The 11,024-nt window shown below is 59.9% G+C and carries 16 protein-coding genes; 9 read left to right on the top strand and 7 right to left on the bottom strand.

Annotation, left to right across the window (positions count from 1 at the left end; all coding sequences use genetic code 11):
* Positions 1 to 152: 152 nt before the first annotated feature.
* Complete coding sequence (locus tag MXB90_RS14455) at positions 153 to 416, bottom strand: hypothetical protein (RefSeq protein WP_250046083.1); 264 nt, start codon at positions 414 to 416, stop codon at positions 153 to 155.
* 126 nt (positions 417 to 542) lie between these two features.
* On the opposite strand from MXB90_RS14455, the gene MXB90_RS14450 reads away from it, so the two are divergent.
* From MXB90_RS14450 to MXB90_RS14425, 6 genes are all read left to right on the top strand, one after another.
* On the top strand, positions 543 to 1,277 hold the full coding sequence (locus MXB90_RS14450) for a M48 family metallopeptidase (protein ID WP_250046082.1): 735 nt from the start codon (positions 543 to 545) through the stop codon (positions 1,275 to 1,277).
* Positions 1,278 to 1,468: 191 nt separating this feature from the next.
* Entirely contained in the window at positions 1,469 to 1,729 is a 261-nt protein-coding gene (locus tag MXB90_RS14445; RefSeq protein ID WP_250046080.1) for a DUF6455 family protein, read from the top strand.
* A gap of 292 nt (positions 1,730 to 2,021) precedes the next feature.
* Positions 2,022 to 2,894 carry a hypothetical protein gene (locus tag MXB90_RS14440; RefSeq protein ID WP_250046079.1) on the top strand — a complete coding sequence of 291 codons (873 nt, stop codon included), beginning with the start codon at positions 2,022 to 2,024 and terminating at the stop codon, positions 2,892 to 2,894.
* A 229-nt stretch (positions 2,895 to 3,123) separates the two neighbouring features.
* Positions 3,124 to 4,530, top strand: a complete 1,407-nt coding sequence (locus MXB90_RS14435; RefSeq protein ID WP_250046077.1) for a plasmid recombination protein — start codon at positions 3,124 to 3,126, stop codon at positions 4,528 to 4,530.
* A complete protein-coding gene (locus MXB90_RS14430) occupies positions 4,527 to 5,183 on the top strand; it encodes a hypothetical protein (protein ID WP_250046076.1) in 657 nt (218 codons plus the stop codon). Before MXB90_RS14435 ends, MXB90_RS14430 begins: the two co-directional genes overlap by 4 nt.
* Before the next feature lie 131 nt (positions 5,184 to 5,314).
* On the top strand, positions 5,315 to 6,754 hold the full coding sequence (locus MXB90_RS14425; RefSeq protein WP_250046074.1) for an ATP-binding protein: 1,440 nt from the start codon (positions 5,315 to 5,317) through the stop codon (positions 6,752 to 6,754).
* A 194-nt stretch (positions 6,755 to 6,948) separates the two neighbouring features.
* On the opposite strand, the gene MXB90_RS14420 is transcribed toward MXB90_RS14425, so the two are convergent.
* From MXB90_RS14420 to MXB90_RS14395, 6 genes are read right to left on the bottom strand one after another with little or no spacing between them, the layout of a single operon-like run.
* Positions 6,949 to 7,188: a hypothetical protein gene (locus MXB90_RS14420; protein WP_250046072.1), complete on the bottom strand. Its 240-nt coding sequence runs from the start codon at positions 7,186 to 7,188 to the stop codon at positions 6,949 to 6,951.
* Positions 7,185 to 7,412 (bottom strand): hypothetical protein, encoded by a 228-nt coding sequence (locus MXB90_RS14415; RefSeq protein ID WP_250046071.1) that lies wholly within the window; start codon positions 7,410 to 7,412, stop codon positions 7,185 to 7,187. Before MXB90_RS14415 ends, MXB90_RS14420 begins: the two co-directional genes overlap by 4 nt.
* 5 nt (positions 7,413 to 7,417) lie before the next feature.
* The gene (locus MXB90_RS14410) at positions 7,418 to 7,984 is read right to left on the bottom strand and encodes a metallophosphoesterase (RefSeq protein WP_250046070.1); all 567 of its coding nucleotides are present in this window, start codon (positions 7,982 to 7,984) and stop codon (positions 7,418 to 7,420) included.
* Between the two features lie 28 nt (positions 7,985 to 8,012).
* A complete protein-coding gene (locus MXB90_RS14405) occupies positions 8,013 to 8,186 on the bottom strand; it encodes a hypothetical protein (protein ID WP_250046068.1) in 174 nt (57 codons plus the stop codon).
* Between the two features lie 10 nt (positions 8,187 to 8,196).
* Positions 8,197 to 8,493, bottom strand: a complete 297-nt coding sequence (locus MXB90_RS14400) for a hypothetical protein (RefSeq protein ID WP_250046066.1) — start codon at positions 8,491 to 8,493, stop codon at positions 8,197 to 8,199.
* Between the two features lie 4 nt (positions 8,494 to 8,497).
* Positions 8,498 to 9,343 carry a hypothetical protein gene (locus tag MXB90_RS14395; RefSeq protein WP_250046065.1) on the bottom strand — a complete coding sequence of 282 codons (846 nt, stop codon included), beginning with the start codon at positions 9,341 to 9,343 and terminating at the stop codon, positions 8,498 to 8,500.
* Between the two features lie 75 nt (positions 9,344 to 9,418).
* Between MXB90_RS14395 and MXB90_RS14390 the strand changes: the two genes are divergently transcribed.
* The 3 genes from MXB90_RS14390 to MXB90_RS14380 all read left to right on the top strand — a co-directional run bounded on the left by MXB90_RS14390 (position 9,419) and on the right by MXB90_RS14380 (position 10,729).
* Positions 9,419 to 9,643 (top strand): helix-turn-helix domain-containing protein, encoded by a 225-nt coding sequence (locus MXB90_RS14390; RefSeq protein WP_250046063.1) that lies wholly within the window; start codon positions 9,419 to 9,421, stop codon positions 9,641 to 9,643.
* A 193-nt stretch (positions 9,644 to 9,836) separates the two neighbouring features.
* A complete protein-coding gene (locus MXB90_RS14385) occupies positions 9,837 to 10,193 on the top strand; it encodes a hypothetical protein (protein ID WP_250046062.1) in 357 nt (118 codons plus the stop codon).
* The gene (locus MXB90_RS14380; RefSeq protein WP_250046060.1) at positions 10,190 to 10,729 is read left to right on the top strand and encodes an ImmA/IrrE family metallo-endopeptidase; all 540 of its coding nucleotides are present in this window, start codon (positions 10,190 to 10,192) and stop codon (positions 10,727 to 10,729) included. Before MXB90_RS14385 ends, MXB90_RS14380 begins: the two co-directional genes overlap by 4 nt.
* Positions 10,730 to 11,024: the final 295 nt, after the last annotated feature.

Below are 11,024 nucleotides of genomic sequence, written 5' to 3'. Positions count from 1 at the left end.
GTTTCTCTTCTGGTGGGGTTGGGGTGTTTTTTTTTGTCGGTGGGGGGGGCGGGCCCCCCCCCCCCCCCCCCCCCCCCCCTGTCCGCTTGGGCATGCGCCGGGGGCTCTGCCCCCGGACCCCCAGGATATTTTCGCAAAGCCGAAGAGGCGCGTCAGGTCTTGTCGTGCTTGTCTGCGGGGCGATGCAGACGATAGACCCCTTCGGGCAGGTTCAGCGCCGCGGCAAGTTCGCGCAACTGTGCATGCGAAAAGGTGATGCGCTGCACGGTGTCGGTATGTTCATCCAGCTGCTCAAGGGTGACGCATTCCTCAAAGCTGTGGATCGTGATGTCTTCCTGCAGAAAACCACTCGAATCGTCCCCCTCATCGACGAGGGTGATCACGGTGGCGTCGAATTCGTGCTCGATGGTGAACATGGGCTAAGGTTAGCGTGCGCAAGGCCGGGCAGAAAGAGGAAACATTGGCGTGAGCAGGGCGGTGCGCCCTTTTCCGGGGCGGGGCGGCCCGGTAATCTGCCGGATATGATCCGTCCGGAGGTATTCATGCGCCTTGCCAAGCTGCGTCTTGCCCTTGCCCTGCCGCTTCTGGCGATCCTTGCCGCCTGCGCGGGGGCGCCCGGGCAGATGGTGCCGGTGCAGGCTGTCAGCGCGCCCGTGCCGCAGCTTTTGCCGCCTGATATGGCCGCGCAGAATTTCATCGCCGTGGCGCGCCGGATGGAGCCGCTGATCGAGACCGAGTGCCGCGAACGGGCAGCTGCCCAAAACTGCGATTACCGCATCGTGGTGGACGACCGACCCGGCCAGGCGCCCAACGCCTTTCAGACCTTCGAAGCCTCGGGGCGGCCGGTCATCGGGTTCAACCTTGCCCTGATTTCCGAGGCGCGCAACCAGGATGAGCTGGCCTTTGTCATGGCGCATGAAGCGGCCCATCACATTGCCGAACATATTCCGCGCAAGCAGCAGGACGCGATGGCCGGGGCGCTGATCTTCGGCACGCTGGCGGCGGCGTCAGGCGCGGATCCGACTGCGATCCGTTCGGCACAGGATTTCGGCGCCACGGTGGGAAGCCGGGCAAAATCCAAGGACTATGAGCTGGAGGCTGACCGTCTGGGCACGGTCCTGACCTGGAATGCGGGTTATGATCCGCTGCTTGGCGCGGCATTCTTCACGCGGATCCCGGACCCGGGCCGGATGATCTTTGGCACCCATCCGGCCAATTCGCTGCGCATGGATGTCGTGCGTCAGACCGTGGCCGAGCTGCGCGCCCGTGGGCGCTGATCCAGGATCGGGGTGGCATTCGCCCGCTTGATCTGGATCATGGCTGTCATGGTCAGATTTGATGATCCTGTCACAATGATCGTGGATGCCGGGCTGTCATCGCGACAGTCCCGCAACCGCGCCGGATGATGCGCAAGGGCGCGGTTGTCGGTGCAGCGGTCAGGCGAAACCCGTGGCGGAGGGCCAAGGTAATGGAAATTCAAGGAAATCCGGATCTGCACTTCTGGATCACGCGCGGTATCGCGCGCCGGCTTGGGGTGGATTTCTCGGCGAACCTGCAAGAGGGCGTGCTGACACGGGCGGATCTGGCGGGAATGGTTGATCGCTGCCGGCAATGCGACGGGGTGGCGGGCTGTCTGGCATATCTTTCGGAAAACCCCGACCGCGCGCCCGCGCCGCCCGACTGGTGCCGGAATGCCGCGCTGCTGGCCGAGCTGCGGGCGCTGAACTGACGATCTGCGGACGGCTGATGCGCAGGCTTTGATGCCGGGGTGCCCGACTTGGGTGTCGGGATCACGGGCTTTTTCCGCTACAGCGAGGTTGATCGCGCATGCGGGCAGAAGTCGACGCGTTGTGCCGAATTCCAAATCGCAAATGTCTGATTTTTCTGGATAAGGTGGCAGCCCGTAGGGTGGGGGCACTATTTAATAAAATCAACGACATAATTTGTCCAACAGGGTGTTTCCCCCCCATTGATTTCATTTGGAAAAAACGGGTTCTGTCCAACCGTTTTGGGGCGCTCGGATGAGCCGCTCAGAGATCAAGGCCGACGCCGCATTTCATGCGTTCGACCCGGGAATCGCTATGTTGGTCGGCATCAATGCGGCGGTAGTCTATCGCAATCTCGTGTTCTGGGTGCGCCACAACGAAGCGAACCGGCGAAACTTCCATGAGGGCCGCTACTGGACCTACAATTCGCTCGCGGCGTTCGACGAACAGTTCCCCTATCTGACTGCAAAACAGATCCGAACAGCGCTCGACAAGCTGCTTGAGGCGGGGCTGATCTTGAAAGGCAACTTCGCTGAGGATCGGTTCAAGCGCGCGAACTGGTATGCGTTGGGCGAACTGATTTGCCCAGAAGGGCAAATGCAGCAGCCCGAAACGGCAGATGATGCATTTGCCCCTGAAGGCAGCGCATCGGCCCCTGAGGGCAAATGTTATAGGAACAGATTAGAACCATATTCTAAACCATATCCTTCCATCGCGGAGGAGGCGGATGCTGACCTGGAAATTGTCTGGGCGGCTTACCCTGAGGACCGCAGGCGGGACCGAAAGGCTTGCCGCCAACTCGTGAAGGACATCCTGCGGCAGGTTTCACGGGACGAGCTGGTGGCAGCCGCCCGCGCCTATTCGGCAGAGAGCGCGGAATTCACCAGGAGCAAGGTCGCTTTCATCGACAACTGGCTGCGGGGCCGAAAGTGGCAGCGGCATGTTGATGATCTGCGGCTCGCTCGGGCGGAGGCGGAAGCGGCGGCGGTCAAACGCGTGGGACAGATTGCAGGATGGGTCAGGGCGCGCCACGGGATGTGTCGGCACCTGACGAAGGCTCAGGTGCAGGAGGCAGTGGACCGCAATCTCATCACGCTTGGTGAAGCACAAGCTGCGGGGTGCCTGTGATGGAACAGCTTCCTCGCTCATTGAGACCTCTTCGCACACATGTTCCGCAGCGCCCATCACGAGGCTGGCGGCGGAAGATGTGTGCAGCCGCGATCGGCGGCTTCGGTCCCGGCGGGACCGGCGGCGCAGCCGCTGGCTGGGTGCAGGGGCGCAGCGCCTTGCCCGACATGTTGCTCGCCAACATAATAGTCGGTCAATATTGTGTTTGCCACGCAACTGTGGGGCTGTGATGTCCGGTCCCCAATTCGTGCATTTGCAGAGCTTCTCTCGCAAGAAAAATCCTGGTGGGCAGTCAGTCGAGCAGGTGCTTGAAGAGGCCGCTCGAGCACCTGCTTTCAGTGCGCATGTTGAAAATCCCGTTCCGCCCGAAACCATTTTCGGGGTTCCAATCGATGAAGTGCCACGTCTGCATGACGAGATGGTTACGGCTGGCAGTGTCGAGGTGACGCTGAAGGGGGGAAGGATGGCGCGTCGCGGTATTAGGCAGGATCGGCACACGCTGCTGACGGCGGTCGCGTCTTACCCGGTTCCAACCGAACTGGTGAAAGCCACACCTGAGGCCCGCGCAGAGTATGAGCGGTGGCGCGACCATAACGTGGCATGGCTCAAGGCGACTTTTGGTGAAAAGCTTGTCAGTGTCATTGCCCATTGGGACGAAAAGCACCCCCATGTTCATGCATTCGTCTTGCCTTTGGATGACCCAAACTGTTCGGCGCGCGACTTGAATCCTGCCTGGCGCTCCAAGGAGGAGGCGATGGAGGTGGCGCGTGCCGCTGGCCACGACGACAAGGCGGCGTTGAGAATGGGTAACGCCGCCTATCGCGCCAAGGCCCGCGAGATTCAGGATGATTACTTTGAACACGTCAGTTTACTCTGTGGCCTCACACGCACCGGCCCGAAGCGCCGGAGGTTAAGCCGCCAGCAATGGAAAGCTGAAAAGGAGGCCGCTCGGCGCGAAGCTAAAGTCATCCGCGACATGGAGGAGCGCTTGGGCGTTCTGGTCGATGCCGAAGATGGGCTGGAAGCATCACTCGCGGCCAAGGTTGAGGAAATCGCCGAAAAGCTGGATCTTGCCGAAGCGGCGCTGGAGGAGGCTGATCTTGACCGGGTGGAGGCCAAACTTATCCGGAAGCAGGCCGAAGAGACCGCCCGTGCTGCTGAAACACGCGTAAAACAAGAGATCGAACGCCAGCAAGCTGCGCTTGAGGCACGTCAACAAGGGCTTCTTGCAGAGGACAGGGCATCCCTCCGGCAGGCTCAAACCGCGACGGAAGACGAAGCGCGCCGTCTGCGTGACACGCTTGCCAAGATCGAGAAGGAGCGCACCCAAAACCTCCGCGATTCCGCGCGCGAGGCGGGCCGGGTCGTGTTGGAGCTGTTTCTCGGTGTACTCGATGGATCAGTGCGCCCGCACCCTGAAGAAACCAAAGTCTGGATCATCAAAGACGACGATCTGCGCAAACGGGCCTCGGACCTCAACCTGATCGATTTGATCAGAGACACAATGCAGGTTTTGCATAACGCTTGGGCCAACATAGCCTCGCGACTTTCGCAGCCGGAAAAGGATATCACCAAGGAAGAAGCGGCGAAGCCGGTGAAGGCCGCACTGAATCATGATCGCGGTTTGCAACCATGAATGAACTGGATGCCCGTCTCGCAAAGTTTCGGCAGAGAAAGGAGGATGCCCACGGCGCAGTTGCCGATGATCTGAACAAGTTGACAGAGGGATTGGCCAAGGCGCGATCAGAACTTTTAGATTTGGAGGCATCTTGTGCAACCCTGGCCAAGGCCATCGAGGCAGAAGGTAAACGGATCGTAGGGCTACGTCGTAGAGTCACCCTTGGCGTCGTTCTGCTGGCCCTTGGCGCGCTTCTGGTACTGACTTTAATCGCGGGCATGGCCAGCCGAATGATGTCCGATGCACGAACCGAGACCAGCCGCATCCGTTCGGAAAACACCCAGCAGATCGCCGAGGCGCGGGCCGAAGGCGAAGCAGCTTTGCAGGCTCTCGCAGATCGGTTGGCAAGCCGTGAGGCCGCTCTCTCCGCCGAGATCGATGCAATGGGCGCCGATTTGGCGCAGCTCGGTGCCGACCGCGATGCAGCGCGTGCTGAACTCGAACACTTTGCCGAGCTGCGGCAGCAAATCGGGTTCGATCTGATCCCCTACCGCAACCGCGTGGTGATCGTGGTGCCGCAGGGCGAAACCATCACGCACTGGAGCGCCCCCGGCCTGTCGGATCTCGCCCGCTACAACGGGCGGATGTTCCGGGTGGTGCGTGCAGACTAAGCGTGCAGTTAAGCGTAAGAGGCTGTCCAGACAGGGAGCATGGCTCACTACTACTACATGGATTTCTTCATGTTATCAGTGCTATGAGCGCCCTTGTTGACATAAGATCAATGCCTTGATACTAGAGAAACATGCTCGAAATCGCGAAATCAGACATTCTCAAAAGTCTCCGCCGGGATAACCCGTGGTGGGACGCTTCGTATAAGGTGGCTCAAAGTCCAGCCGAGAAGACGCGCGCCTATTTTGGCCCCTTTTCGAAGCTTGCCCTGGACTGGTCTGTGCGACGCTCAACCATCCTGATGGGGCCGCGACGGGTTGGCAAGACCGTCATGCTGCGTCAGCTGATTGAGAAGGCGATAAACGAGGGGTTCAGCGGCCAGAACATCCTGTTCGTATCCATCGACACGCCACTCTATAGCGGAATGCCGCTCTCGCGCCTGATTGACCTGTTCGAGGAAGAGACTGAGCATGATGCGCAGGCAAAGCGGATCATCGTCTTTGATGAGATCCAGTATCTGAAAGACTGGGAAGTCCATCTCAAGGTTCTGACCGACCAGCACCCGAACACAAGGTTTATCGCATCCGGTTCGGCGGCGGCGGCGCTGCGCCTGAAAAGCCAGGAATCGGGCGCAGGTCGCTTCACTGACTTTTTCCTCCCGCCACTCACCTTTGCCGAATTCCTGGCGTTTAGGGAGTTGGAAGCCGATCTGATCACATCCGCTCCGCTTGGCGCGACCCTACGGTTTTCCACGCCGAATATCGAGCGGCTGAACGAAGAGTTCATCAATTACCTGAACTTCGGAGGCTACCCGGAAGCGGTTCTCAACCCGGCGATTCAAGCGGATGTGCAGCGTTTCCTTGGCCGTGATATCATCGACAAGGTTTTGCTGCGTGACCTCCCCAGCCTCTATGGCATTCAGGACATTCAGGAACTCAATCGGCTTTTCACGACAATAGCCTACCATACGGGGCAGGAAATCAGTCTCGACGGCCTGGCTCAAAGCTCGGGCGTAGCCAAGAACACGATCACGAAGTATCTCGAATACTTGGAAGCCGCTTTCCTGATTGTCCGAATCCGCCGTGTGGACGACACTGGCAAGACATTTCAGCGGATGCGAAACTTCAAGGTCTACCTGACCAACCCATCCATGCGCGCCGCGCTATTCGCTCCGATTGCCGATGGTGACGATGCGATGGGCGCGATGTCCGAGACGGCGATTTTTTCGCAATGGTTCCACTCCGATCTGATGAAAAACCTGCATTACGCGCGGTGGAAGCAGGGAAGGACCGATCTGGAAGTTGATCTGGTTCGTGTCGATCCGGCGCGCCTCAAGCCGACCTGGGCATATGAAATCAAATGGTCCGACCGCTACGCCAGTGATCAACCAGGTGAATTGCGCGGGCTTGTCGAGTTCGCCAAACGCAACTTTGCCAACAGCGTTCCCGCAGGGGCGACAACGAAGACGATCACCGCCGAGAGCGAAATTGACGGAGTGCTCATCCGGCACTTTCCCTGCGCCCTGCATTGCTATCAGGTTGGCAAGAACGTTGCCGAAGGGCGAGCGCCCTGAGGGATTGAGGCAGCCTTGCTGGTTTGTTCAAGGCTATTGGCTACCCCGCCTTCCCCTGCCTTATGGGAGGCGATGTCAGGCGGGGCCGGATGCCACACGGGAGCCGGAAACTCCACATGAGCGAGACGCCAAGTATCGAGCGATTGCGGAGATTACGCGGCCTATTCTCCGCACCAGATGCGGAGAATAGCGGATCACTCCACGCCTTCTGCCGTGCCTGGTTGCTTCTCGAAAACCCGCCCGAGGTTTTTGTAGCCCAGGCTGTCGACGGTGATGTTGCCGCACGCGCAGGACGCCATGCCCTTCGTCGCCCCTTTCGGCGCTTTGGCCGCGTAGTGCCAGCTCTCCGCGATGCTGCCGCAGAGCGTGCATTTCATGCGGAATGGCTTGTTGTTGCCGTGATGCGTCGGGCGGTGCTCAGGGTTGCGGGTCATTTGCGCATCAACTCCGAGCATTCTTTCGGGTCGAAAGGGTGCTTGCCGTCCTTGTCGGCGCGCCATGGGTCGCCGAATTGCTTTTCATGAGGCGCGTCATCTGCGGTCAGGTCGATCTGGTTCAGGGCGCGGCGTGCCCGGCGGTGTTCGCTGGTCTTGAAGGTCTTGTCGCTTGGGGCTTTTGTTACGCCAATGATCGGGGTTTTGCGGTGGGAACGGGACATTTGGATTACCTCGCTTTCGCCCGAGGCTCAGCATCCTGCCAGTGCCTGTTGGGCGGCAGGCTGCGGGCGCGGGCGGAGGCTTCGCGGGCGTTGACGGGGGCATAGTCCCAGACATCGACGCCGACATTCACCGCGTTGGATGAACCGCGCCAATTACCGTGAACATGGCCGAAGAAATGCAGCGCGCCTTTACGGGCGTGGTTCCAGGTGATCATCGGATAATGGCAGAGCGTGACCGGGCGTTCAGCTTCGGGGTCCGGCACCTCGGCCATGGGCGTGATGCTGTCCCATGGCAGGGCCAGTGTCGGGGCGAGGTCGTGATTGCCGGTGATCAGGTGTATGCGCGCGCCGGGAAGCTGGCCGAAGAGGCCGAGCAGCCAGCCTTCATCCTTTGCCTTCAGGCCAAAGGCGAAATCCCCGACGATCCAGAGATCGTCCTCGGGGCCGACACGGCTCCACATCCGCTCGATCAGTGTCGCGTCCATATGTTCGATGCTGCGGAAGGGCCGCCCGGCATGGGCAAGGATCGCCTCATGCCCGAAATGCGGGTCGGCCGAGTACCAATGTGCCATCACTCGTCCTTGCGCGGCGGCTTGCCGCTCATGGCGCGCCGTTTACGAAATCCTCGGCTGCCTTGTTGTATGCATCGCATTTCTTCACGAGGTCGATCAATTCCTGAAAGCGGGCCTCTTCAGCCTCGGATCGGTCGCGTTTTGCCAATGCGACCAGTTCCTGCCGCTGCTCCCTGCACTTCGGCGTATCATACCAAGTCATAGCGGCCTCCTCATTCCTTACGGTGCCAAAGCTGGTCAGATAGGTCGACCTTGCGGCCCAGCACCAGAAAGGCGGCTCCGATCACGACGAAAGGCACCGCCCACCAATTGATCCCCTTGCCGTCCACGAAGGCGAGGAACAGCCCGACCAGAATAAGCCCGACACTCAGGCCATAGAACTTCAGGCGGCTCATCCATGCGGGGGTGAGGTCTTTGACAGCCCCGCATTGCCCGCAAACGGTCGCGCGGGCGTCCAGCTCGGTGTAGCAGAACGGGCAGGTTTGGATTTCTGGTGCTGTGTCTGTCATGGCGTCACAGGTCCATATCGGCGGGCGCGACCGGTGCGTCGGTGGTCAAGGCTTCGAGGATTTGACGATCCACCTCGGCCACATGCTGGCGGATCAGATCGAAATCGGTCAGCGAAAAGCTGACGGTTGAGAGCTGTGCGCCGCCGCTAACCCCAACCGTGAACAGCGCCGTGCAACCCGGCATGATCGGCGTTTCACGGTGTTGGCGAAAACGGTATTCGGCATCGGCACTGAAGCCCGTTGAGCAGGGTCGATACTGGATCGTCTTGCGCAACCCAAACTGGCTGACGGTGGTGATCTCATACAGCGGCTGGCCGTCGAGATCAGGAATAAAGCCATCCTCACCCCAAGCCCACGTTGCGCTGCTTCCGTCCCGCTTCGAAGGCGGACCATAGCGCTCTTCCAGCTGCGCAATCAGCGCGGCAGGTTCGGGCAGGTTCTCGTTCGGCTCGCGGATCGTGCGCCGGATTTGCAGCACTCGCCTGCCCATGACGTCAGTCGCCAGCGTGGCGTTGATCTCGGCATAGGGATCGCGGCCCATTCGGGTGTGCAGCCCCACGCCCTGCGTCACCAGTTTTTGGTCGAAGGTCAACGCAAATGCGCGCCCCTCGCCATTCTCGACCCGCAACGCGACCTGCTCGGGCACGAGGATCAGCATCATCCGCTCTCCGAACATGCTGGCCGCGTCCATCGCCTCTGCTCCCGGCTGAATGTCGAGGATCGCGTAGGGGTAAGGGCGCGGCTCCGGCGTCAGCGTTTCGGCCAAACGGTCCTGGGCGTGGGCGGCAGCTGCTGCGCTGGAAATCAGCGATGCTATTAACAACTGGCGGGCAAATCGTACGAAACTCATCGAAATCTCCTCTGTTGCTCAAAGTGATACGATTAGTCCGTGGACGATTAAACACCTTTTTTGCGCTACAGCGGTATGGAGCGCACGTTTACAGTCGAGGATTTCGGGAAGCGCCTGCGCGAGCTGCGCAAGGCGCAGGGCTATTCGCAGGAGGGGTTTGCCCTGACCGTGGAACTTGACCGAACCTACATCGGCGGCATCGAGCGCGGGGAACGGAATCCGGGCCTCAAGACGATCCTTCGGATCGCTGAGGCGCTCGGGGTGCCTGCGGCGGAATTGTTTACCTCTAACCGCAGCTGATAAGCCTATCTTTTGACTCTAATGCTTTCCGCAGAAGGTTTGCTTTCAGGTATTCGAGAGCTGTTTTGGGTAACGCGTTAACTTTTGAGGCTCTCCTGCAAATCCAGAAGGTGAAAAATTTTAACCTTTGTGGTTGAATCCCTAAGCCGCAGCGCGTATGTTGTCATGGAACCACTCGTGAGGAGCCACGACCATGACCACAGAAATCGGAAAGGAGCTGCGGAAATTGCGAATTGATGAGGACGAGCGTCTGCTTGACATGTCGCAGCGCCTTGAACGGTCCTCTGCTTTCATTTCCGCCGTAGAGCGCGGTACGAAAAGCCCGCCCTCGGGCTTTGAAGATCTTGTTATTAAAGCCTACCGGCTGGCCGGGGAAGCCGCCGACGCCATGCGTCGCGCTGCTGACCGATCCCGGAAAGCATTCACTATCGAGGCTGACAGCCCGTTGGCCCGAGATACTGCCGGCCTCATGGCGCGGCGGATGGACAGCCTGTCTGACGACGAGCTCAAGAGCATCTTCCAAATCCTCAACAAGAAGGACGCGAAATGAGTACCGGAGACGATTATAAGGTGCCGCCCATGAGTTGGGCGGCCATCGGAAGCCGGGCCGACCGGTTCCGGCAACAGTTCGGCTTGCACACCTTCCCTGAAGTTCCGGTGGTCGAGCTTATCGAGCAAGTCCTCGACTACCAGCTCGACATGGTGCGCTTCGATGTGGGTTCCCACCATGAGATGGGACGTGCCGAAGGCTACACCTGCCCCACTGGTAAGTTCATTATGCTGCGAGAGGATGTGTACGAAAAAGCCTGTGCCGGAGAGGGCCGGGCACGATTCACCGCTGCCCATGAGTTAGGCCACTGGGCCCTTCACACTAACGTGCCTCTGGCGCGAGCAAAGCGCGGAGATGGCACTAAGCCCTACTGCCTTGCAGAGCCTCAGGCGAACCAGTTCGCCGCCCAGTTCCTGATGCCGCAGAGCTTCATCTACAACACTGACCGGGAACAAGACCTTATGGACAGGTTCGGCGTCTCTTGGGATGCCGCCCACCACCGCCTCCGTTCGATCCGCAAGAGTGGGGGCTGTTAACGCAAGAAGGCTCAGGTTGGCGCCCGAGCCTCCAAGTGAAATTCTGAATCGTGCATCAGGGGCTTGACGATGCAGAGCCTCCCGAAAACGCAAATCAGCTTCCGTTGCAAGGGCAGATATAGCGCTTTTCGGGTCAAATGGCAAGATACGCCCCGAAGGAGAACGAGGGATGGCAAAACGTCATACTCCCCCTCCGCCGGGTTATCGGTACGTGTTCCGCCCTTGGCGGACGTGTCCGACGACCGGTGAGCGGCTCTACGCGAAAGCGTTTGGGCTGCGCGCTTGGCCGATTCTT

The organism is Phaeovulum molybdatiresistens, from assembly GCF_023544865.1.
Taxonomy (GTDB): Bacteria; Pseudomonadota; Alphaproteobacteria; order Rhodobacterales; family Rhodobacteraceae; genus Pontitalea.
Note: the sequence above shows the minus strand (reverse complement) of the source record. Positions and strands in the feature narration are given on the sequence as shown.

Bases quoted from the DNA above. Each gene is read 5' to 3' on its own strand.
- MXB90_RS14430 (WP_250046076.1), top strand. From the start codon at position 4,527: ATGAATGAACTGGATGCCCGTCTCGCAAAGTTTCGGCAGAGAAAGGAG.
- MXB90_RS14380 (WP_250046060.1), top strand. From the start codon at position 10,190: ATGAGTACCGGAGACGATTATAAGGTGCCGCCCATGAGTTGGGCGGCC.
- MXB90_RS14390 (WP_250046063.1), top strand. From the start codon at position 9,419: ATGGAGCGCACGTTTACAGTCGAGGATTTCGGGAAGCGCCTGCGCGAG.
- MXB90_RS14405 (WP_250046068.1), bottom strand. From the start codon at position 8,186: ATGACTTGGTATGATACGCCGAAGTGCAGGGAGCAGCGGCAGGAACTG.
- MXB90_RS14445 (WP_250046080.1), top strand. From the start codon at position 1,469: ATGGAAATTCAAGGAAATCCGGATCTGCACTTCTGGATCACGCGCGGT.
- MXB90_RS14395 (WP_250046065.1), bottom strand. From the start codon at position 9,343: ATGAGTTTCGTACGATTTGCCCGCCAGTTGTTAATAGCATCGCTGATT.
- MXB90_RS14440 (WP_250046079.1), top strand. From the start codon at position 2,022: ATGAGCCGCTCAGAGATCAAGGCCGACGCCGCATTTCATGCGTTCGAC.
- MXB90_RS14400 (WP_250046066.1), bottom strand. From the start codon at position 8,493: ATGACAGACACAGCACCAGAAATCCAAACCTGCCCGTTCTGCTACACC.
- MXB90_RS14410 (WP_250046070.1), bottom strand. From the start codon at position 7,984: ATGGCACATTGGTACTCGGCCGACCCGCATTTCGGGCATGAGGCGATC.
- MXB90_RS14420 (WP_250046072.1), bottom strand. From the start codon at position 7,188: ATGACCCGCAACCCTGAGCACCGCCCGACGCATCACGGCAACAACAAG.
- MXB90_RS14425 (WP_250046074.1), top strand. From the start codon at position 5,315: ATGCTCGAAATCGCGAAATCAGACATTCTCAAAAGTCTCCGCCGGGAT.
- MXB90_RS14415 (WP_250046071.1), bottom strand. From the start codon at position 7,412: ATGTCCCGTTCCCACCGCAAAACCCCGATCATTGGCGTAACAAAAGCC.
- MXB90_RS14455 (WP_250046083.1), bottom strand. From the start codon at position 416: ATGTTCACCATCGAGCACGAATTCGACGCCACCGTGATCACCCTCGTC.
- MXB90_RS14450 (WP_250046082.1), top strand. From the start codon at position 543: ATGCGCCTTGCCAAGCTGCGTCTTGCCCTTGCCCTGCCGCTTCTGGCG.
- MXB90_RS14385 (WP_250046062.1), top strand. From the start codon at position 9,837: ATGACCACAGAAATCGGAAAGGAGCTGCGGAAATTGCGAATTGATGAG.
- MXB90_RS14435 (WP_250046077.1), top strand. From the start codon at position 3,124: ATGTCCGGTCCCCAATTCGTGCATTTGCAGAGCTTCTCTCGCAAGAAA.